Annotated in this window: 19 protein-coding genes; 16 read left to right on the forward strand and 3 right to left on the reverse strand. The window is 69.0% G+C overall.

Translation table 11 applies throughout. The annotated features are described in order from the left end of the window. Nucleotides 1-14 precede the first annotated feature (14 nt). The 3 genes from idsA2 to G6N43_RS15075 form a co-directional block, all read right to left on the reverse strand. On the reverse strand, nt 15-1,103 hold the full coding sequence (idsA2, locus tag G6N43_RS15065; protein ID WP_083152917.1) for a bifunctional (2E,6E)-farnesyl/geranyl diphosphate synthase: 1,089 nt from the start codon (nt 1,101-1,103) through the stop codon (nt 15-17). Nucleotides 1,104-1,207: 104 nt separating this feature from the next. Next, nucleotides 1,208-1,906, reverse strand: coding sequence for an LppM family (lipo)protein (locus tag G6N43_RS15070; protein WP_407664901.1), 699 nt, complete (start codon nt 1,904-1,906; stop codon nt 1,208-1,210). 26 nt (nt 1,907-1,932) lie between these two features. Further along, a complete protein-coding gene (locus G6N43_RS15075; RefSeq protein WP_083152915.1) occupies nt 1,933-2,559 on the reverse strand; it encodes a GNAT family N-acetyltransferase in 627 nt (208 codons plus the stop codon). A 230-nt stretch (nt 2,560-2,789) separates the two neighbouring features. Between G6N43_RS15075 and G6N43_RS15080 the strand changes: the two genes are divergently transcribed. The 16 genes from G6N43_RS15080 (at nt 2,790) to G6N43_RS15155 (ending at nt 21,568) form a co-directional block, all read left to right on the forward strand. Beyond that, nucleotides 2,790-3,194: an SCO2097 family morphological protein gene (locus G6N43_RS15080; RefSeq protein WP_083152914.1), complete on the forward strand. Its 405-nt coding sequence runs from the start codon at nt 2,790-2,792 to the stop codon at nt 3,192-3,194. 322 nt (nt 3,195-3,516) lie between these two features. Continuing rightward, nucleotides 3,517-3,948: a division/cell wall cluster transcriptional repressor MraZ gene (gene mraZ, locus G6N43_RS15085; protein WP_083152913.1), complete on the forward strand. Its 432-nt coding sequence runs from the start codon at nt 3,517-3,519 to the stop codon at nt 3,946-3,948. Further along, entirely contained in the window at nt 3,923-5,098 is a 1,176-nt protein-coding gene (gene rsmH / locus G6N43_RS15090) for a 16S rRNA (cytosine(1402)-N(4))-methyltransferase RsmH (protein WP_179968008.1), read from the forward strand. Before mraZ ends, rsmH begins: the two co-directional genes overlap by 26 nt. Then, complete coding sequence (locus tag G6N43_RS15095) at nt 5,095-6,087, forward strand: cell division protein FtsL (protein ID WP_083152911.1); 993 nt, start codon at nt 5,095-5,097, stop codon at nt 6,085-6,087. Before rsmH ends, G6N43_RS15095 begins: the two co-directional genes overlap by 4 nt. 56 nt (nt 6,088-6,143) lie before the next feature. After that, a complete protein-coding gene (locus G6N43_RS15100) occupies nt 6,144-8,003 on the forward strand; it encodes a peptidoglycan D,D-transpeptidase FtsI family protein (RefSeq protein ID WP_234810124.1) in 1,860 nt (619 codons plus the stop codon). A gap of 44 nt (nt 8,004-8,047) precedes the next feature. After that, nucleotides 8,048-9,580, forward strand: coding sequence for a UDP-N-acetylmuramoyl-L-alanyl-D-glutamate--2,6-diaminopimelate ligase (locus G6N43_RS15105; protein WP_083152954.1), 1,533 nt, complete (start codon nt 8,048-8,050; stop codon nt 9,578-9,580). Then, a complete protein-coding gene (locus G6N43_RS15110) occupies nt 9,577-11,097 on the forward strand; it encodes a UDP-N-acetylmuramoyl-tripeptide--D-alanyl-D-alanine ligase (protein WP_083152909.1) in 1,521 nt (506 codons plus the stop codon). The genes G6N43_RS15105 and G6N43_RS15110 overlap by 4 nt, the downstream gene beginning before the upstream one ends. Next, nucleotides 11,094-12,173 carry a phospho-N-acetylmuramoyl-pentapeptide-transferase gene (gene mraY / locus G6N43_RS15115; protein ID WP_083152908.1) on the forward strand — a complete coding sequence of 360 codons (1,080 nt, stop codon included), beginning with the start codon at nt 11,094-11,096 and terminating at the stop codon, nt 12,171-12,173. The genes G6N43_RS15110 and mraY overlap by 4 nt, the downstream gene beginning before the upstream one ends. Nucleotide 12,174: 1 nt before the next feature. After that, nucleotides 12,175-13,593, forward strand: a complete 1,419-nt coding sequence (gene murD / locus G6N43_RS15120) for a UDP-N-acetylmuramoyl-L-alanine--D-glutamate ligase (RefSeq protein WP_083152907.1) — start codon at nt 12,175-12,177, stop codon at nt 13,591-13,593. Between the two features lie 4 nt (nt 13,594-13,597). Then, nucleotides 13,598-15,136 carry a putative lipid II flippase FtsW gene (ftsW, locus tag G6N43_RS15125; protein WP_083152906.1) on the forward strand — a complete coding sequence of 513 codons (1,539 nt, stop codon included), beginning with the start codon at nt 13,598-13,600 and terminating at the stop codon, nt 15,134-15,136. 89 nt (nt 15,137-15,225) lie between these two features. Beyond that, nucleotides 15,226-16,290, forward strand: a complete 1,065-nt coding sequence (gene murG, locus G6N43_RS15130) for an undecaprenyldiphospho-muramoylpentapeptide beta-N-acetylglucosaminyltransferase (RefSeq protein ID WP_234810123.1) — start codon at nt 15,226-15,228, stop codon at nt 16,288-16,290. Next, the gene (gene murC / locus G6N43_RS15135; RefSeq protein WP_163658119.1) at nt 16,287-17,741 is read left to right on the forward strand and encodes a UDP-N-acetylmuramate--L-alanine ligase; all 1,455 of its coding nucleotides are present in this window, start codon (nt 16,287-16,289) and stop codon (nt 17,739-17,741) included. Before murG ends, murC begins: the two co-directional genes overlap by 4 nt. Beyond that, the gene (locus tag G6N43_RS15140; RefSeq protein ID WP_179968009.1) at nt 17,738-18,781 is read left to right on the forward strand and encodes a cell division protein FtsQ/DivIB; all 1,044 of its coding nucleotides are present in this window, start codon (nt 17,738-17,740) and stop codon (nt 18,779-18,781) included. The genes murC and G6N43_RS15140 overlap by 4 nt, the downstream gene beginning before the upstream one ends. A 177-nt stretch (nt 18,782-18,958) precedes the next feature. After that, a complete protein-coding gene (gene ftsZ / locus G6N43_RS15145) occupies nt 18,959-20,092 on the forward strand; it encodes a cell division protein FtsZ (RefSeq protein ID WP_083152903.1) in 1,134 nt (377 codons plus the stop codon). Nucleotides 20,093-20,114: 22 nt separating this feature from the next. Continuing rightward, on the forward strand, nt 20,115-20,822 hold the full coding sequence (gene pgeF / locus G6N43_RS15150) for a peptidoglycan editing factor PgeF (RefSeq protein ID WP_179968010.1): 708 nt from the start codon (nt 20,115-20,117) through the stop codon (nt 20,820-20,822). After that, nucleotides 20,819-21,568: a YggS family pyridoxal phosphate-dependent enzyme gene (locus G6N43_RS15155; protein ID WP_083152901.1), complete on the forward strand. Its 750-nt coding sequence runs from the start codon at nt 20,819-20,821 to the stop codon at nt 21,566-21,568. Before pgeF ends, G6N43_RS15155 begins: the two co-directional genes overlap by 4 nt. Nucleotides 21,569-21,588 lie beyond the last annotated feature (20 nt).

Raw genomic sequence — 21,588 nt, forward strand, 5'->3', positions numbered from 1 at the left:
CGAGGTTGTCATGCTCAGGCGGACCGGTTGGCGGCCAATCTGGCGAGCTCGGAGAGGCCGATCTTGGCCTGCGGGTCGATGGGTGCGGCGTTGAGCAGCGCGAGCGCGCTGCGGGTCAACGTATCGATCCGGTCTTCGACGGCGGCGAGCGCCCCGACGGATTCGATGACCAGACACAGGTCTTTCACCTGTGCGTCCGAAAGTTCGGTGCCGATGGAGGTGCGAAGTAGCTTGGCGCCCATCGGATCGTGCTTCTCGGCCAGTTCGACGGCCTCGGCAAGCAGCACGGTCCGCTTACCCGAGCGCAGGTCGTCACCCGACGGCTTGCCCGTGACCGCGGGGTCACCGAACACGCCGAGGACGTCGTCGCGCAACTGGAATGCGACGCCGAGATTGTTGCCGACCTCCTTGAACGTGGCCTGCACGTCCGGCCGGTCCGCCGCCGCGGCGGCGCCCAGTTGCAGCGGACGCGTGATGGTGTATGACGCGGTCTTGTAGAGGTTGACCGTCATGGCCGAGGCGACCGATTCGGCGCCGCTGGCCTCGGCGACGATGTCGAGGTACTGGCCGCCGAGCACCTCGGTGCGGATCGCACTCCAGATCGCACGCACGCGACGGTGAGCGTCGATCGGCCCCTCGACCGTCGCCACGATGTCGTCGGCCCACACGAGTGCGAGATCGCCGAGCAGGATCGCCGCCGAGATCCCGAACTGGTCGGAGTTGCCGTGCCAGGCGTTGGTGCGGTGCTTCTCGGTGAACAGTCGGTGTACCGTCGGCAGCCCGCGCCGGGTCGCCGACGCGTCGATGACGTCGTCGTGTACCAGCGCGCAGGCGTGCAGCAGCTCGAGCGCGGAGAACAGCCGTATCGCCTGCTCCTCGTCCTGCTCGCTAGGTTTGTCGACCACCGCGCGCCAGCCCCAGTACGCGAACGCTGGTCGCACCCGCTTACCCCCGCGCAGGACGAACTCCTCCAGCGCCGCGGTCAGTTCGCCGTATTCGGGGCCCATGTAGGCGCACTCGCTGCGGCGCTCGGCGAGATAGTCGCGGAGTTGCTCGGTGACGGCTTTGGTCAACTCGACGGCTGACGGTGCCGCTGCGTACACAGTCAGCGGGCGCCCCTTTCGTTGTGCACTATTCGCCCCGAGTGCCTTCAGAGTAGAGCCTGCGACTGTCGGTTTAGCAAGTCAGAGGACCGCCTTTTCCGCATTCAGCCTTGGGGTTCGCCAACGCGGGGGGACTGGTCACGGGTGTAGTACGCCAGCCCGCCGATGATCGCGGCCACGATGAACGAGCCGATGGCGAGCCATATCGCCGCACCGGTGAAGGAACGGGCGCTGGGGTCGGTGTAGCGGGCCTGGGCGTTCATCGTGCTGACCACACCTGGCCGTAGCCGCCACTCGACGATTTCGGCCGACACCTGGTCGCCGTTGGTCGACGTGACCTCGCCGGGGAACGACACGGACAGCGTCACGTCGGCGTCGGGGTCATTCAGCGAGGTCAGATCGACACGGCCCTCGAGGATCACCAGGTCGCCGGCCCGTCGCAGGGAGATGTCCACCCCGGCCGCATCCCGGTTCATGTTCGCCAGCTGGGGGAGTTCGGCGAAGGTGAGGTCGGAAAACACCGCCTGTGAACCGACGTAGTCGTCGCGGCTGTAATCCGAGACGGCGACCTTGTTGGCGAAGGTCAGGTTGTTGAGTAGCTGCGGACCCTTGTCGTCGGGGTTGCGCTGTTTGGCCGCCGCGATGATCTGGCCCGACACCCTGTCGTCCGGCGACACCGTGATCGAGGTGCGGACCCGGACGCAGCCGACGACGGTCGGCAGGACTATCAAGATCAGCAGGGCAACGGCGAGCAACCGTCGGGTGCCATGGTTGCGCGGCTGGTGAGCGGACACAGCGAACACACGGTCATCGTGCCAGACACGAGGGCTCAAAGAGGCAGTGTGCGGCCCAGGATGGCGAAGGCCCGTGGGTCACCCGCGAAGTGGTAGCCGCGGATGATGTCGGCGAAGCCGAGCCGACGGTACAGCCGCCAGGCGCGGTTGGCTTCGCCGTTGATCTCGGGCGTCGACAGCAGGACGTGCGATTCGCGTCGGTCCGCCAGCAGGCGCCGCGCCAGCGCCTCCCCGAGGCCGCGGCCCTGGGCGCGGGGGTGGATGTGCAGTTCGGTCAGCTCGAAGTAGCTGGTCATCAGCTCGGCGATGCGTGCGGAGTCGGTACCGACCCGGTGCAGGCCGGCGATCACCTGTTGCTGCCACCACTGGTCCGGGGCGCCGCAGTAGCCGTAGGCGATGCCGAGCAGCGGTGCCGAGGCCAGCTCGATGTCGGAGGGTGGCGACCCGTCGGGTCCGCCCCGCTCGGGGACCTCTGGAACGTCGGGGACTTCGACGGCGGCGACCGCCTTCCAGCCGCCCCGCTGGGTGTGCTCGAGCCACATCGATGCGCGCTGGTCTTCGGTACCGCGCGGGTAGCGCATGGCGTCGACGTAGACGGACAGCGCTTCACCGAGCCGGCGTTGCATGTCGCTCGGCGACAGGCCGATCAGAAATGTCGCCAACTTGCTCCTGTCCCTGAACAGCGTCCTGCGATCACCTTCACACCATTATCGAGTGGAGCGTGGTGTTGCTCGCCCGTGGCGGTGTACGTCATACAATCGGGCGTCGAACTAGGTGGTACGGCTCAGATTGACCTCGTATCATGACTGTTAGGTGGCCGTCCACACGGGCGACACCAGTTTGAACGATTGAGACCGGTCGCATCGGCTCCAAGGCCCCGAGGGAGGGACGAATGCCACTCTCCGATCATGAGCAGCGCATGCTCGATCAGATCGAGAGCGCGCTCTATGCCGAGGACCCGAAGTTCGCTTCGAGTGTCCGTGGGGGCACGCTGCGGACACCTTCCACCCGGCGTCGACTGCAGGGTGCAGCGCTTTTTGTGATCGGGCTGGCGATGCTGGTAGCCGGTATCGCGATCCCGGCCACCCGGATCGGCGACTTCGCGATCCTTTCCGTCATCGGCTTCATCGTCATGTTCGGCGGCGTGGTCTTCGCTATCACGGGTCCGCGCGTGCCGGGCGGCCCTGGCCGGTTGGCCCCCGACGAGGTCGGACAGCAGCGGCAGAAGCGGGCCAAGGGTTCCGGCTCCTTCACCAGCCGCATGGAGGACCGGTTCCGCCGCCGCTTCGACGAGTAGGTACGAAACGACAACAGGGGCAGCCCATTTCGGGCCGCCCCTGTTTTTGTGTGTGCGACCGCGCGCTCGATGCGGGCGCGTGCGAATTTCCCCCCACCGCGCCCCACTGCCGGTGACCAGCGGCTTTCAATACGCCCACCTGGACTTTTGCCGAACCCGAAGACGACTGGACCCGACTCCGACGTGCAGAAGCGGCTGATCCAGGGCGCAAAGTGGGGAGATCACCACAACTCGCCTGCATTTTTGGAGCAAAGTGGGGGATTGTGGGGTAAAGTGGCGGCAACGGAGCAACCGAGGCTTCGGAGTATCGGGAGGTGGCGAGATGTTTCTCGGCACCTACACGCCGAAACTCGATGACAAGGGGCGGCTCACACTGCCCGCCAAATTCCGCGACGCGCTGGCAGGAGGGTTGATGGTCACGAAAAGCCAAGATCACAGCCTTGCCGTCTATCCGCGTGCGGAGTTCGAAAAACTGGCACGACGGGCATCGCAGGCGTCCCGGAGCAATCCGGAGGCCCGGGCATTCCTGCGTAATCTCGCCGCGGCCACCGATGAACAGCACCCCGACTCACAAGGCCGGATCACGTTGTCGGCCGATCATCGCCGCTACGCCAACCTCTCGAAGGACTGCGTGGTGATCGGATCGGTCGACTACCTCGAGATCTGGGATTCGGCTGCGTGGCAGGAATACCAGCAGTCCCACGAAGAGAACTTCTCCGCGGCCACAGATGAAGCTCTGCACGACATCATCTGATGCCCCGGCCAGCCGGCACGTTGCCTTTGCACCGTGGCCTCTGCCCGAACCGGCCCTGGCGTACTTCCCCGACGCCAGGTCCGCGCTCTCGGGCAGGGACCTCGATGCAGGGGCCTTCACCGGAGGCTTAGACGGAGGCACAGCGATGCCCGATGTTCCAGAAGACTCCACCGATCACGGACACATTCCCGTCCTGCTCGACCGCTGCGTCGAACTGCTGGGTCCGGCACTGACCCGCACCGCCCCCGACGGCAGCGGCGCCGTGCTCGTCGACGCCACCCTCGGCGCGGGCGGGCATGCGGAACGATTCCTCACCGAATTCCCCGCACTGCGGTTGATCGGCCTGGACCGCGATCCCAACGCGCTCTGGATCGCCGGCGAGCGGTTGTCGCAGTTCGGTGACCGGGTCCTGCTGGTGCGCACCCGCTACGACGGGATCGCAGGAGCACTCGAGCAATCCGGTTACTGGGAGGGCAGTGCGCCCCTCGTCGACGGCATCCTCTTCGACCTCGGGGTGTCCTCGATGCAACTGGACCGCACCGAGCGCGGTTTCTCGTACGCGTCGGACGCCCCACTCGACATGCGGATGGATCCCGACGCACCGCTGACCGCCGCCGAGGTCGTCAACACCTACGACGAACGGACGCTGACCCGGATCCTGCGTGAGTTCGGTGAGGAGCGGTTCGCCAGCCGCATCGCCGCGCAGATCACCCGGCGGCGTGCCACGCGACCGTTCTCGACCACCGGCGAGCTGGTTGAGCTTCTGTACCAAGCGATTCCGGCCCCGGCCCGCCGCACCGGTGGACATCCGGCGAAGCGGACCTTCCAGGCATTGCGCATCGCCGTCAATGGTGAGCTGGAATCGCTACGCAACGCGCTGCCCGCGGCGCTCGACGCGTTGGCTCCCGGCGGCCGAATCGTGGTGATGGCCTACCAATCCCTCGAGGACCGCATCGTGAAGAACCAGTTCGCGGCGGCCACGTCGTCCCGGACGCCGCCGGGGCTGCCGGTTGAATTGCCGGGCCACGAGCCGGAATTCGTCGCCTTGACCCGCGGTGCGGAGCGCGCGGGAGCCGAGGAGATCGCTTTGAACCCACGTAGCGCGTCGGTGCGGCTGCGGGCACTGGAGAAAGTTGGGGGATCTCGATGAAGGCGAAGCAGCCCAAGAAGGTCAAGCGTTCGGCACCGGCGCGCGGGAACGACGAGCGCCGCCGCAGCCCCCGCAACGGTCGTCGCGCCCCGGAAGCCCCGTCGCGCCGCAAGCCCGCCCGCGAGCAGCGGCCCGCGCGTTCGGCGCCGAAGACCAACCCGATTTCGCGGCCGAAGGGCGCGCCCGGCCGTCCGAAGAACGCCGGTCAGGCCAAGGCCCGCGCCAAGGCTCGGAAGGCGAAGGCGCCCAAGGTCATCCGGCCGCCACTGCGCGAACGCATCATCCTCAAGCTGGCATCCATCGACCTGAACCCCCGCACCCTGGTCGCCAGGGTGCCGTTCGTCGTCCTGGTCATCGGATCGCTGGGCGTCGGCCTGGGCACCACGCTGTGGCTGTCGACCGACGCCGCGGAGCGGTCCTATCAACTCGGCTCCGCCCGTGAGACGAATCAGGCTCTGCTGCAACAGAAGGAAGCGCTCGAGCGCGACGTCCTCGAGGCCCAGGCGGCACCCGCGTTGGCCGAGGCGGCGCGCGAACTCGGCATGATCCCGTCCCGCGACACCGCGCACCTCGTGCAGGATCCCGCAGGCAACTGGATCGTTGTCGGCACCCCCAAACCCGCCGAAGGCGTTCCGCCGCCGCCACTCAACACACCGCTGCCCGACGAGACGCCTGCCGCTCCCGCCCCCACCGCTACGCAGGGCCCGCAAGCGCGCGTCGTCGAGCCGCGTGAGCTCACCGTGCGGGTACCCCAGCCAACCGGTCTCGCACCCACTCCCGGTACCGGTCAACCGACGCCGGTGACACCTGCCGTTCCCGCGCCGACCGCACCCGGTGCCGAAGTGCCCCACGGAGCGGGGACGCTGCCCGCGCTGGGGCCGATGCCCGCCGCCCCGGCCGCGCCGTCCGCGCCATTGCTCCAGCAGCCGCTGACGGTGCCGCCGGCGCCCGGCCCGGTCACCGCGCCGGCCCCGGGGGCGCCCGCATGAGCCGCGGCAAGGGCGCCGCACGCGGCGGCAAGCCGAAGGAGCGCCCCGTGGTGAAGATGCAGGAGCGTTCGGCGCGCTCGCGGCGCACCCGCATGCCCGCGCCCGACGCCGGTCTGCGCAGTGCGTCCTTCGTGTTCCGGCACCGGGTCGGAAATGCCGTCATCTTCCTGGTGCTGATCATCGCGGCCGGGCAGCTGTTCAACCTCCAGGTGCCACGCGCCGAGGGGTTGCGCGCCGAGGCGGCGAGCCAGCTCAAGGTCACCGACGTCGACAAGGCGGTACGCGGTGCGATCGTCGACCGCAACAACGACAAGCTCGCCTTCACGATCGAGGCTCGCGCGTTGACGTTCCAACCGCTCAAGATCCGCAAGCAGCTCGAAGAGGCGCGGGCGAAGACTCCCGATGCGCCGACTCCGGAACAGCGGATGCGTGACATTGCCGCCGAGGTCGCATTGCGGTTGAACAACAAGCCCAATGCCGCGACGGTGCTCAAGAAGCTCAAGAGCAACGAGACGTTCGTCTATCTCGCGCGTGCGGTCGACCCGGCCATCGCGGACGCCATCACCACCAAGTTCCCCGAGGTCGGCTCGGAGCGTCAGGACCTGCGCCAGTACCCGGGCGGATCGCTGGCGGCCAACATCGTCGGCGGTATCGACTGGGACGGCCACGGTCTGTTGGGCATGGAGGACTCGATGGACGCGGTGCTGGCCGGCACCGACGGTTCGGTCACCTACGACCGCGGCTCCGACGGAGTCGTGATCCCCGGGAGTTACCGCAACCGCCACGATGCGGTGGACGGCTCGACGGTGATGCTGACCCTCGACGACGACATCCAGTTCTATGTGCAGCAACAGGTTCAGCAGGCCAAGGATCTCTCCGGTGCGAAGAACGCGTCAGCCGTGGTGCTCGACGCGAAGACCGGCGAGGTGCTCGCGATGGCGAACGACAACACCTTCGATCCCAGCCAGGACATCGGCAGGCAGGAACATCGCCAACTGGGTAACCCCGCGGTGTCGTCGCCATTCGAACCCGGTTCGGTCAACAAGATCATCACCGCCTCCTCGGTGATCGAATACGGGCTGTCGAACCCCGACGAGGTCCTGCAGGTGCCGGGCTCGATCCACATGGGCGGGGTGACCGTCGGCGACGCCTGGGAGCACGGCACCATGCCGTACACCACGACCGGTATCTTCGGGAAGTCCTCCAACGTCGGCACGCTGATGCTCGCCCAGCGCCTCGGTCCGCAGAAGTTCGCGGAGATGGTGCGCAAGTTCGGGCTCGGCCAGCGCACCGGCGTCGGGCTGCCGGGCGAGAGCGCCGGTCTGGTCCCGCCGATCGACCAGTGGTCGGGCAGCACGTTCTCCAACCTGCCCATCGGACAAGGTCTTTCAATGACCCTGCTGCAGATGACGGGCATGTACCAGACCATCGCCAACGACGGCGTGCGGATTCCGCCGCGCATCGTCAAGGCCATCATCGCGCCCGACGGCACGCGCACCGACGAACCCCGCCCCGACGGAGTTCGGGTGGTGTCGGCGGAGACCGCGCGCACCGTTCGGCAGATGCTGCGGGCGACGCTGCAGCGCGACCCGACCGGCGTGCAGCAGGGCACCGGCTCGCAGGGCGCCGTCGAGGGCTACCAGCTCTCGGGCAAGACCGGCACCGCCCAGCAGATCAACCCGGGCTGCGGCTGCTACTACAACGACGTCTACTGGATCACCTTCGCCGGCATCGCCACGACCGACGATCCGCGCTATGTCGTCGGCGTGATGATGGACAACCCGCACCGCACGGCCGACGGTCAGCCCGGGACGACGGCGGCGCCGCTGTTTCACAACATCGCCTCGTGGTTGCTCCAACGGGAGAACGTGCCGCTGTCACCCGAAGGCCCGCGGCTGACGCTTGTAGCCGACTGATCGGCGAAATGGGCCGGGCGCCGGGCCGGTAACGTGTGGACGCCATGAATCTGCGTCCCAGCCACCCCGAGGGCATTGCGCTCGCACTGCTTGCCGAGCAGGTGTCCGCGGTGCCCGCCAAAGGTGTGCGGCTGCCCGATCTCCGGATCACCGGGGTGACGCTGCGCAGCCAGGACGTCGTGGCGGGCGACCTGTTCGCCGCCCTTCCGGGCTCGGCGTCTCACGGTGCTCGCCACGCCGGACAGGCCGTCTCAGGCGGAGCCGTGGCGATCATCACCGACGCCGCGGGGGTCGCCGAGATCGGGGACGACATCGGTGTACCGGTGCTCGTCCACCCGGCGCCGCGGTCGGTCCTCGGCGAAGTGGCCGCGACGGTCTACGGGCATCCGTCGGAAAAGCTGCGTGTCATCGGCGTCACCGGAACGTCGGGCAAGACCACCACCACCTATCTTGTCGAGGCCGGGCTGCGCTCGGCCGAGCACAAGTCCGGGCTGGTGGGCACGGTCGGCATCCGCATCGACGGCCGCGATCAGCCCAGCACGCTGACCACACCCGAGGCGCCCGACCTGCAGGCGCTGCTGGCCGTAATGGTCGAGCAAGGCGTCGACACCGTCGTCATGGAGGTGTCGAGCCACGCGTTGACCCTGGGCCGCGTGGACGGCGTGCGGTTCGCGGTCGGCGGGTTCACCAACCTGTCCCGCGACCATCTGGACTTCCATCCGACGATGCAGGACTACTTCGACGCCAAGGCTCAGCTCTTCAAGCCCGAATCCGCAACGCACGCAAGCGCTTCGGTGGTGTGCATCGACGACGAGGCGGGCGAGGCGATCGCCGCGCTGGCCTCCGACCCGGTGACGGTGAGCGCGACCGGGCGAGACGCCGACTGGGGCGTCGAGGACGTGCGCGCGGTCGGCTCAGGCGCCGAGACGTCCCAGGAATTCCTCGCCGTCGATCCCGCGGGCGTGCACCACGGACTGAGGATCGGCCTGCCCGGCCGCTACAATGTGGCCAACTGCCTGCTGGCGGTCGCGCTGCTGGACGCCGTCGGGGTGTCGCCGGAACAGGCGGCGCCGGGGCTGCGCACCGCGACCGTTCCCGGGCGACTGGAACCCGTCGACCGCGGGCAGCCGTTTCTCGCGCTGGTCGACTACGCGCACAAGCCGGGCGCGCTGAAGGCGGTGCTGCAGACCTTGCGCGAGCAGAGCGCCGGGCGGCTGGCCGTGGTGTTCGGCGCGGGCGGCAACCGCGACGCGGGCAAGCGCGAACCGATGGGCCGGGTCGCAGCCGAACTGGCCGACCTGGTCGTGGTCACCGACGACAACCCCCGGGACGAGGATCCCGCGGCGATTCGTGCGGCGATCGTCGCAGGCGCCGCGGACACCGCCGCAGAGGTCGTCGAGATCGGCGACCGGCGCGAGGCCATCGACTACGCGGTCGGCTGGGCGCAACACGGAGACACCGTGCTCGTAGCGGGCAAAGGCCACGAGCCGGGGCAGACCAGCCGCGGCGTGACGCGACCGTTCGACGACCGCGACGAGCTCGCCGCGGCGCTCGAGGCGTTGGGTCGTCGCGCGTGATCGATCTGACCATCGCCGAGATCGCCGACATCGTCGGGGGCCGCCTCGCCGACATCAGCGCCGAAGAGGCCGCCGCCACCAGGGTCACCGGGACCGTCGAGTTCGACTCGCGGGCCGTCGGCCCCGGCGGACTGTTCCTCGCGCTTCCGGGCGCCCACTCCGACGGACACGACTTCGCGGCCGCCGCGGTCGAGCAGGGTGCGGTCGCGGTGCTGGCCGCGCGGCCGGTGGGGGTGCCCGCGATCGTCGTCGAGCCCGCGGCCGGCGATACGAGCGCCAGCGTCCTCGAACACGACGTCGACGGCTCCGGCGCGGCGGTGCTGGCGGCACTCGCGCGCCTGGCCGGGGCCGTCGCCGCGAAGCTCGTCGACGGCGGGCTGACGATCATCGGTGTCACCGGCTCGTCGGGGAAGACCTCGACCAAGGACCTGATCGCCGCGGTGCTCGCCCCGCTCGGTGAGGTCGTCGCACCGCCGGGCTCGTTCAACAACGAACTCGGCCATCCCTGGACGGTGTTGCGCGCGACGGACGCCACCGACTTCCTGGTGCTGGAGATGTCGGCCAGGCACCGCGGCAACATCGCGGCGCTGGCCGCGATCGCGCCGCCGTCGATCGCGGTCGTGCTCAACGTGGGCACCGCGCACCTCGGCGAGTTCGGTTCCCGCGAAGCGATTGCGGAAACGAAAGCCGAACTGCCCCAATCGGTCCCGTCCTCGGGTGCGGTGATACTCAACGTAGACGACACCGCGGTGGCGGCGATGGCCGATGTGACCGCGGCGCGCGTCGTGCGGGTGTCGCGGGAACCCGGCGCCCAGGTCGACGTGTGGGCCGACGCGGTGACGCTCGACGAGCTGGCCCGCCCGCGGTTCACGCTGCACGCCGGGGGCGATCAAGTCGACGTCACGCTGGCGGTCCACGGCGACCATCAGGTGTCCAACGCGCTGTGCGCGGCGGCCGTGGCACTGGAATGCGGTGCGACCCTCGAACAGGTCGCGGCCGCGCTCGCCGCGGCGGGTCCGGCCTCCAAACATCGCATGCAGGTGGCCACCCGCGCCGACGGCGTCACGATCGTCAACGACGCCTACAACGCCAACCCCGACTCGATGCGCGCCGGGCTCAAGGCGCTGGCTTGGATGAGTCGGAGCGGCGCGTCCGAACGCCGCAGCTGGGCCGTACTGGGCGAAATGGCCGAACTCGGTGACGACGCGATATCGGAACATGACAGCATCGGGCGACTGGCCGTGCGATTAGATGTGTCACGACTGATCGTCATCGGAACGGGGAGGGCTATGAGCGCCATGCACCACGGCGCGGTGATGGAGGGGTCGTGGGGCTCTGAGTCCACCCAGGTCGCCGACGCCGACGCTGCGCTGGCACTGCTGCGGGAGGAGCTGCAGGCCGGCGACGTGGTGCTGGTGAAAGGCTCCAATGCGGCCGGGCTGGGCGCCCTTGCCGACGCCCTGATCGCCGACAGTGCCGACAACGGTGTCACCGAGACCGGGGACACCACCGCATGAGGCAGATCCTCATCGCCGTCGCCATCGCCCTGACGGTCTCGATATTGCTGACCCCGGTGCTGATCCGGCTGTTCACCAGGCAGGGCTTCGGTCACGAGATCCGCGAGGACGGGCCGCCCAGTCACCACAAGAAGCGGGGCACCCCGTCGATGGGCGGGGTGGCCATCGTCACGGGCATCTGGGCGTCCTATCTGGTCACCCATCTGGTGGGCGTGGTGATCGACGGTAAGGGCCCGTCCGCGTCGGGTCTGCTCGTGCTGGGACTGGCGACCGCACTCGGCATCGTTGGCTTCGTGGACGACCTGATCAAGATCCGGCGGGCGCGCAACCTCGGCCTGAACAAGACGGCGAAGACCGTCGGCATCCTGGCCGCCGCCGTGATGTTCGGTGTGCTCGCACTGCAGTTCCGCAACAGCGACGGGTTGACGCCGGGCAGCGCGGACCTGTCCTACGTCCGCGAGATCGCCACGGTCACACTGCCGCCCGCGCTGTTCATCCTGTTCTGCGTCACGATGATCTACGCGTGGTCCAACGCGGTGAACTTCACCGACGGCCTGGACGGGCTGGCCGCCGGCGCGATGGCGATGGTGTGTGCGGCTTATGTGCTGATCACGTTCTGGCAGTTCCGCAACGCGTGCGCGATCAGCCCCGGGCTGGGCTGTTACAACGTCCGCGACCCGCTGGACCTCGCGATCGTCGCGGCGGCGACGGCCGGCGCCTGTATCGGGTTCCTGTGGTGGAATGCCGCGCCCGCCAAGATATTCATGGGCGACACGGGATCGCTCGCGCTCGGCGGCATCATCGCCGGGCTGTCGGTGACGAGCCGCACCGAGATGCTTGCCGTCGTGCTCGGCGCGTTGTTCGTCGCCGAGGTCACCTCGGTGGTCGTGCAGATCCTGGCGTTCCGCACGACCGGGCGCCGGGTGTTTCGGATGGCGCCGTTCCACCACCATTTCGAACTGGTGGGGTGGGCCGAAACCACTGTCATCATCCGCTTCTGGCTGTTGACCGCGATCGCCTGCGGACTCGGTGTCGCACTGTTCTACAGCGAGTGGCTCACCACCGTCGGCGCCTGACGTGAGCGATCTGGATCTGCTGGCGCCTGGGGCGCGCGTGCTGGTGACCGGCGCGGGTATCACCGGCCGTTCGGTGAGTGCCGTGCTGGAGCCGACCGGGGTGCGGCTGACTATCTGCGACGACGATCCGCTGGCGCTGCAACGTCTGATCACACCGGCGTCGGTGGTCACCGTCGCCGAGGCGCAGGCGAGCATTGCCGACTATGACCTCGTGGTGACGAGCCCCGGATTCCCGCCGACTGCACCCGTGCTGGCCGCCGCCGCCGACGCCGGGGTGCCGATCTGGGGCGACGTCGAATTGGCTTGGCGACTGGACAGTTCCGGCCGGTTCGGTCCGCCGCGGAAGTGGCTCATCGTCACCGGAACCAACGGCAAGACGACCACGACATCGATGCTGCACGCCATGCTGGTCGCCGCGGGGCAACGGGCGGTGCTGTGCGGCAACATCGGCAACCCCGTCATCGACGTGCTCGCCGAACCGTCCGATGTGCTGGCCGTCGAGCTGTCCAGCTTCCAACTGCACTGGGCGCCATCCGTGCGCCCGGAGGCGGGTGCCGTCCTCAACGTCGCCGAGGACCACCTGGACTGGCACGGCAGCATGGCGGCGTATGCCGGCGACAAGGCCCGGGTGCTCCAGGGCCGTGTCGCGGTGGTCGGTCTGGACGACCCCGTCGCCGCCGGACTCCTGGACACGGCCGCGGCCCCGGTGAAGGTCGGCTTCCGGCTGGGCGAGCCTGCGGCGGGCGAGCTCGGCGTGGTCGACGGGATGCTCGTCGACAACGCGTTCGGCGAACGGGTACCGCTGGCAGACACCGCATCGATTCCGGTTGCCGGGCCGGTTGGGGTGCTCGACGCGCTGGCCGCCGCGGCTCTGGCCCGCGCCGTCGGTGTGCCGCCCGCCCCGATCGCGGACGCGCTCGCCGGATTCCAGGTGGGAAGCCACCGCGCCGAGATCATCGGCGTCTATGACGGGGTCACCTACGTCGACGATTCCAAGGCCACCAATCCGCACGCCGCGCAGGCGTCGATCGCCGCGTATCCGCGCGTGGTCTGGATCGCCGGCGGGTTGCTCAAGGGCGCCTCGGTCGACGACCTCGTGGCCACGGTGGCGAACCGGCTGGTCGGAGCGGTGCTGATCGGCCGCGACCGGGCACAGATCGCCGATGCGTTATCGCGACACGCCCCAGATGTCCCCGTTGTTGAGCCTGTGACGGGGGAGGATTTTGGGGTGCATGGGAAAGATGAGACTGGTGTGACTGGCGAGGCGGTGATGACGGCCGTCATCGAGGCCGCGTCCGGTCTCGCCCGACCTGGGGACACCGTCCTGCTGGCACCGGCCGGGGCATCCTTCGACCAGTTCAGCGGCTACGGCCATCGCGGTGACGCGTTTGCCGCCGCCGTGCGCGCTCTGTCCGGGTAGCGCAATGAGCAACATCCTGACCCGATTGCGGCTCCGCAGGACGGGTGACGACACACCGGCGCAGGATGCGGCGGTCGCGAAGGGGCCGCGTACCCGGTTCGGCGCCTGGCTTGGCAGGCCGATGACGTCGTTCCACCTCATCATCGCGGTGGCGACGCTGCTGGTGATCCTGGGCTTGACGATGGTGCTCTCCGCGTCCGGCGTGTACTCCTATGACACGGACGGGTCGCCGTGGATGGTGTTCGCCAGGCAGCTGCTGTGGACCGTGGTCGGGCTCTTCGCCTTCTATGTCGCGATGCGGATGCCCATTCAGTTGATGCGCAACCTGGCGTTCACCGGATTCGCCGTCACGATCATCCTGCTGATCCTGGTGCTGATCCCCGGAATCGGCAAGGTGGCCAACGGTTCTCGCGGTTGGTTCGTCATCCACGGCTTTTCGATGCAGCCGTCGGAACTGGCCAAGATCGCGTTCCTGATCTGGGGGGCGCACCTGCTGGCCGCGCGGCGCATGGAGCGCGCGTCGCTGCGCGAGATGTTGATCCCGCTGGTGCCTGCGGCGGTCGTCGCCCTGGCGCTCATCGTCGCCCAGCCGGACCTCGGGCAGACGGTGTCGCTGGGCATCATCCTGCTCGGTCTGCTCTGGTACGCCGGCCTGCCGCTGCGGGTGTTCGTCTCGTCGCTGCTGGCGGTCCTCGTCTCGGCGGCGGCGCTGGCCATGGCCGAGGGTTATCGCTCCGACCGGGTGATGTCGTGGCTGAACCCGGGCGCCGACACCCAGGGGGCGGGCTATCAGGCCCGACAGGCGCGTTTCGCGCTGGCCAACGGTGGTTTCTTCGGCGACGGACTGGGGCAGGGCACCGCCAAGTGGAACTACCTGCCCAACGCCCACAACGACTTCATCTTCGCCATCATCGGTGAGGAACTAGGGTTCGTCGGGGCGGCGGGCCTGCTGTGCCTGTTCGGGCTGTTCGCCTACACCGGCATGCGGATCGCCCGTCGCTCGGCCGATCCCTTCCTGCGTCTGCTGACCGCCACCGCCACCCTGTGGGTGATGGGGCAGGTGTTCATCAACGTCGGCTATGTGGTGGGCCTGCTGCCGGTGACCGGGCTGCAGCTGCCGCTCATCTCGGCCGGTGGAACATCAACGGCGACAACGCTTTTGATGATCGGGATCATGGCAAACGCCGCCCGGCACGAACCCGAGGCGGTGGCCGCGCTGCGGGCGGGCCGCGACGACAAGGTCAACCGGCTGCTGCGACTGCCGCTACCGGCGCCCTATGTGCCCACCCGTACCGAGGCGCTGCGCGACCGGCTGGGTACGCGCGGTGCGAAGGGCAAGGCGCGTGCGGAGGCCAAGACCAAGAAGGAACCGCGCCCGCGTCCGGCATCGCGGACGACCAGGACCGCCCGCAAGCCCGCCCGGGAGAACCGGCGCCAAACCGCTACGGCCGGCAGGGCCGTGCGAGCCCCAAGGCATCATGGAGACGGCCATGATCGGAGAGGCCGACGGGTTCGCACACTGGAAGGTCAGCGTTACGGGTGAAACGCACGGTTTCGGACCCTCGGGGGCAACAGCGGGGGATATCCGTGGTGCTCGCGGGCGGTGGGACGGCAGGCCATGTCGAACCGGCGATGGCGGTGGCCGACGCCCTGCGAGCAATCGACCCTGACGTGCGGATCACCGCGCTGGGCACCGAGCGCGGCCTGGAAACCCGGCTGGTGCCCGAACGCGGCTATCACCTGGAACTGATCACGCCGGTCCCGCTTCCGCGCAAACCGTCCGCCGACCTGGCCCGGCTGCCGATGCGGATTCGTCGGGCGGTACGCCAGACCCGTGCGGTCTTCGCCGACGTCGACGCCGACGTCGTCATCGGATTCGGCGGCTACGTCGCGCTGCCCGCCTATCTGGCCGCCCGGCGCGGGCTCCGACACAGACCCGTCCCGGTGGTGATCCACGAGGCCAATGCCCGCGCGGGCTGGGCCAACAAGGTCGGCGCCCGGTCGGCGCAACGGGTGCTGTCCGCGGTGTCCAATCCGGGCCTGCGCGCCGTCGAGGTGGTCGGGGTGCCGGTGCGCGCCGCGATCACGGCGTTGGACCGCGCCGCACTGCGCGCCGAGGCCCGCGCGCACTTCGGGTTCGCCGATGACGCCAAGGTGTTGCTGGTGTTCGGCGGTTCACAGGGCGCGCAGTCGCTCAACCGGGCGGTCTCGGCCGCCGCCAAAGACCTTGCCGTGGCGGGCATCTCCGTGCTCCATGCACACGGTCCGAAGAACACTCTCCAGCTGCGGCAGCCCGCCGAGGGGGACCCGCCGTACGTCGCCGTGCCGTACCTGGACCGGATGGACCTCGCCTATGCGGCAGCCGATCTCGCGATCTGCCGGTCCGGGGCCATGACGGTCGCCGAGGTGACGGCGGTCGGACTGCCTGCGGTGTATGTGCCGCTGCCGATCGGCAATGGGGAACAGCGACTCAACGCCCTGCCCGTGGTGAACGCCGGAGGCGGCATCCTCGTCGACGACGCCGACCTGTCGCCGCAGTTCGTCTCCGACACTGTCACCGACTTGTTCAGCACGCCAGGGAAATTGGAGGCGATGACGGCGGCCGCCGCGCTGGCCGGCCATCGCGACGCCGCGCAGAAAGTGGCCGAGGTCGCCCTCGAGGTCGCCCGCGCATCGACCCGAAAGAGCCTGCGGTGAACCAGAAGCCATTGCCCGACGAGCTGCAGCGCGTGCACATGGTCGGCATCGGGGGAGCGGGCATGTCGGGAATCGCCCGCATCCTGCTGGACCGCGGCGCCATGGTGTCCGGCTCGGATGCCAAGGAGTCGCGCGGTGTGGTGGCGCTGCAGGCGCGCGGCGCGTCGATCCGGATCGGCCACGACGAGTCCTCGCTGGACCTGCTGCCGGGCGGGCCGACGGCCGTCATCACCACGCATGCCGCCATCCCCAAGACGAATCCCGAACTGGTCGAGGCCCGCAGGCGCGGCATACCGGTGATTCTGCGGCCGGTCGTGCTCGCCAAGTTGATGGCCGGGCACACGACGCTGATGGTGACCGGTACCCACGGCAAGACGACGACGACCTCGATGCTGATAGTCAGCCTGCAGCACTGCGGGTTCGATCCGTCGTTCGCGGTCGGCGGGGATCTCGGCGAGGCGGGCACCAACGCCCACCACGGCAGCGGCGACTGTTTCGTCGCGGAGGCCGACGAGAGCGACGGCTCGCTGCTGGAGTACAGCCCCGACATCGCGGTAGTGACCAACATCGAGGCCGACCACCTCGACTTCTTCGGCACCGTGGAGGCCTACCGCGCGGTGTTCGACGACTTCGTCGAGCGCATCAAACCCGGTGGCGCCCTTGTGGTCTGCGTCGACGACCCCGGCGGGGCGGCGCTCGCCGATCGCACCGAGGCGCTCGGCATCCGCGTGCTGCGCTACGGCAGCGACCCGGCCACGGCGACCGACGCCACCCTGTTGAGCTGGGAGCAACACGACACCGGCGCCGTCGCGCACGTGCGGTTGGCTGGCGACCCCCAACCGTGGGTGATGCGGCTGGCGGTGCCCGGTAGGCACATGGCGCTCAATGCACTGGGCGCGCTGCTGGCCGCGGTGAACGCCGGGGCGCCTGTCGACGCCGTGCTCGACGGCCTCGCCGGGTTCGAAGGGGTGCGCAGGCGGATGGAACTCGTGGGCACCGTGAACCGCGCGCGTGTCTTCGATGACTACGCGCACCACCCGACCGAGGTCCGTGCCAACCTGAACACCCTGCGGACGGTGGCGGGAAACGGCCGGTCGATCGTGGTATTCCAGCCCCACTTGTATTCGCGTACAAAGGCTTTCGCGAAGGAGTTCGCGCAGGCGCTGGACCAGGCGGATGAAGTGTTCGTGCTGGACGTCTATGCGGCCCGCGAACAACCGATCGCCGGGGTGAGCGGCGCGATCATCGCCGAACACGTCACCGTGCCCGTCACCTACATTCCGGACTTCTCGGCGGTCGCCGAGCGCGTCGCCGAATCGGTTCGGCCGGGCGATGTCGTCGTCACCATGGGAGCGGGCGATGTCACCATGCTCGGTCCGGAGATCGTGAACGCCCTGCGGGTCAGGGCCAACCGCGGTGCGCCCGGTGGGCAGGGGGCGGTGCCGGGATGACGGACCCGAACGGGCCCACCCAGCCCAACGAGTCCACCGACGCGACCGAATCACCCGAGCCGGCCGTGCCGCCCGACGCCTCGCCCGCCGGAGCCGAGCCCGCAGGCACCGACACCAACGCGGAGCCGGCGCCCGACGACACCCCGGCGGGGACCCCCGACGGCGGGGCAGCGGCGGCAGAAAGGCAGACAACAGAGGCGCAGCCGACGCCCCCGGCCGCGGAAACCGACTTCGAGGGACCCCGGCGCCGCGCCCGCCGCGAGCGCGAGGAGCGCCGCGCGGCCCAGGCCCGCGCCATGGCCATCGAAGAGGCCCGGCGCGCCGCCAAGCGCCGCGCCACCGGCACCGACAACACGAGAAAGCTTGGGCGCGGCGCGGTTCGAGGCCTCAAGGCGCTCATGTGGTCCGCGCTGATCAGCGTGATCGTCGTCGGGCTCGGCCTGCTGCTGTACTTCACGCCGATCATGTCGGCACGCAACATCGTCATCGTCGGGCTCGGCGCGCTGACGCAGGAAGAGGTCACCAACGCGGTGGCGGTTGCCCCCGGGACGCCGCTGCTGCAGGTCAACACCGACGCAGTCGCCGAGCGGGTGGCCGCGATCCGGCGCGTCGCCAGCGTGCGGGTCCAGCGCGAGTATCCGTCCACCCTGCGCGTGACCGTCGTCGAACGGGTGCCGGTGGTGGTCAAGGACTATCCCGACGGGCCGCACCTGTTCGACCGCGACGGCGTGGATTTCGCGATCGCCCCGCCGCCGCCCGGCGTCCCGTACCTCGACACCACCAACCCCGGGCCCGACGACCCGCCCACCAAGGCGGCGCTCGAGGTCATGACGTCACTGCGTCCGGAGGTGGCCGCCCAGGTCGCCCGCGTCGACGCGCCCTCGGTCGCAGGGATCACCCTGCAGCTCACCGACGGCCGCCAGGTGATCTGGGGGACCACCGACCGCACCGAGGAGAAGGCGCTCAAGCTCGCGGCGTTGCTCACTCAGCCGGGCAAGACGTACGACGTCTCGAGCCCGGACCTGCCGACAGTGAAATAAATCCCCGAGAAATCTTTGCGTGCGTGTCGGCGCGCCTGCACGGATCACCCGCGGGCGCACCCTACCGTTCTGGTTGCGCGGAACAACTTGACATAACTATAACCCTCTGGTTGAGGTTGAGAGTTTGCCAAGGCGTTCCGCGTGTCGACAGCCAACCTGGGAGGAAAGGGCGATCCGATGACCCCCCCGCATAACTACCTCGCCGTGATCAAGGTCGTCGGCATCGGCGGCGGCGGCGTCAACGCCGTCAACCGGATGATCGAGCAGGGCCTCAAGGGCGTTGAGTTCATCGCCATCAACACCGACGCGCAGGCGTTGTTGATGAGCGATGCCGACGTCAAGCTCGACGTCGGCCGCGACTCCACGCGCGGGCTCGGCGCCGGCGCCGACCCCGAGGTCGGGCGTAAGGCCGCCGAGGACGCCAAGGACGACATCGAGGAACTGCTGCGAGGCGCCGACATGGTGTTCGTCACCGCGGGCGAGGGCGGTGGCACCGGTACCGGTGGCGCGCCCGTCGTCGCGACGATCGCGCGCAAGCTGGGTGCGTTGACCGTCGGTGTGGTCACGCGGCCGTTCTCCTTCGAAGGCAAGCGCCGTAGCAACCAGGCCGAGGCCGGCATCGTCGCGCTGCGCGAGAGCTGCGACACCCTGATCGTCATCCCCAATGACCGTCTGCTGCAGATGGGGGATGCCGCGGTGTCGCTGATGGACGCCTTCCGAAGCGCCGACGAGGTGCTGCTCAACGGCGTGCAGGGCATCACCGACCTGATCACCACTCCCGGCCTGATCAACGTCGACTTCGCCGACGTCAAGGGCGTGATGAGCGGGGCGGGCACGGCCTTGATGGGCATCGGGTCGGCGCGCGGCGACGGGCGAGCGCTCAAGGCCGCCGAGATCGCGATCAACTCGCCGCTGCTCGAGGCCTCGATGGAGGGCGCCCAGGGCGTGCTGCTGTCGGTGGCCGGCGGCAGTGACCTCGGCCTGTTCGAGATCAACGAGGCGGCCTCGCTGGTCCAGGAGGCTGCGCACGCCGACGCCAACATCATCTTCGGCACCGTCATCGACGACTCGCTTGGCGACGAGGTCCGTGTCACCGTGATCGCCGCGGGATTCGACTCGCAAGGGCCGGGGCGTAAGCCGGTGGTCAGCTCGGGTCAGACGATTGCCTCGGGTTCCGCGGGCAAGGTGACCTCACAGCTGTTCGAGCCGGCCGACGCCGTCAGTGTGCCCGTGCACACCAACGGCGCCACGGTGAGCATCGGCGGGGACGACGACGACGACGTCGATGTGCCGCCGTTCATGCGCCACTGACGTCGCAGCGATACTGGCGGACGTGAGTGTTCGTATTCGCCGCGTGACCACCACCCGCGCCGGTGGCGTGTCCGCACCGCCGTTCGACACCTTCAACCTCGGCGATCACGTCGGCGACGACCCCGCCGCAGTGGCCGCTAATCGTAAGCGGCTCGCCGCGGCGATAGGGCTGGGCGATGACGGTGTGGTGTGGATGAACCAGGTGCACGGCGATCGGGTCGTCGTCGTCGACGAACACCCGGGCTCACCCGTCGACGACGCCGATGCGTTGGTCACCACCACACCGCGATTGGCCTTGGCGGTGGTGACCGCCGATTGTGTGCCGGTCTTGCTCGGCGATGCGCGCGCGGGAGTGGTGGGCGCCGCTCACGCCGGACGGGTGGGCGCGCAGAACGGTGTCGTGCTGCGCACCGTTGAGGCGATGCTCGACGTCGGCGCACACGTCGAGGACATCTCGGTGTTGCTCGGTCCGTCGGTGAGCGGGCGCAATTACGAGGTTCCCGCGGCGATGGCCGAGGAGGTGGAGACGACCCTTCCTGGCAGTCGCACCACCACGGCCAAAAAGACCCCCGGCTTGGATCTGCGGGCCGGAATCGCCAGGCAGTTAACGGATTTGGGGATCACGGCGATCGACATCGACCCTCGTTGCACGGTCGAGGACCGCAATCTGTTCAGCCACCGCCGCGATGCGCCGACGGGTCGGCTGGCGTCCCTGGTGTGGATGGAATGACCAGCACTGTGGCGACTCGCGAAACCGAATTAGCGGATGCGCTGACCGCGATCCGGGCCCGGCTGTCCGCGGCGGCCGAGGCCGCCGGGCGCAATTCCGATGAAATCGAATTACTCCCGGTTACCAAATTCTTCCCGGCCACCGATGTGGCAATTCTGCACCAATTGGGTTGCGACGCTTTTGGCGAATCACGCGAGCAGGAAGCCGTGAACAAAACCGCCGAAGTCGCCAATCTTGTGGGCGGTGCTCCCATTCGCTGGCACATGGTCGGCCGGATCCAGCGCAATAAGGCGCGCTCGATAGCCGGGTGGGCGTACGCCGCGCACTCCGTCGACAGCCTGCGCATCGTCGAGGCACTCGACCGCGCGGCGACGCAGGCGCTCGACGAGGGGCATCGTGCCGCGCCGCTTCGCATCTATATACAGGTCAGCCTCGACGGAGACCCGAACCGCGGCGGTGTGGACATCGGTGACCCCGCGGCCGTCGATGAGCTGTGCGCCGCCGCCGATGCCGGTGTGGGGCTGGAGTTCGTTGGGCTGATGGCCATTCCGCCGTTGGAAGCCGACGTCGACGCGGCCTTCGCCCGTTTGCAGTCCGAGCTCGCGCGGGTCCAGCGCAGCTACCCCCAGCGTCTCGGATTGTCCGCAGGAATGTCCGGCGATCTCGAGGTGGCGGTGAAACACGGCTCAACGTGTGTGCGTGTCGGTACCGCGCTATTGGGACAACGTCCTCTAACGTCACCATGAGTAGTCACTCCAGTCACATC

It is taken from the genome of Mycolicibacterium moriokaense, from assembly GCF_010726085.1.
Taxonomy (GTDB): domain Bacteria; phylum Actinomycetota; class Actinomycetes; order Mycobacteriales; family Mycobacteriaceae; genus Mycobacterium; species Mycobacterium moriokaense.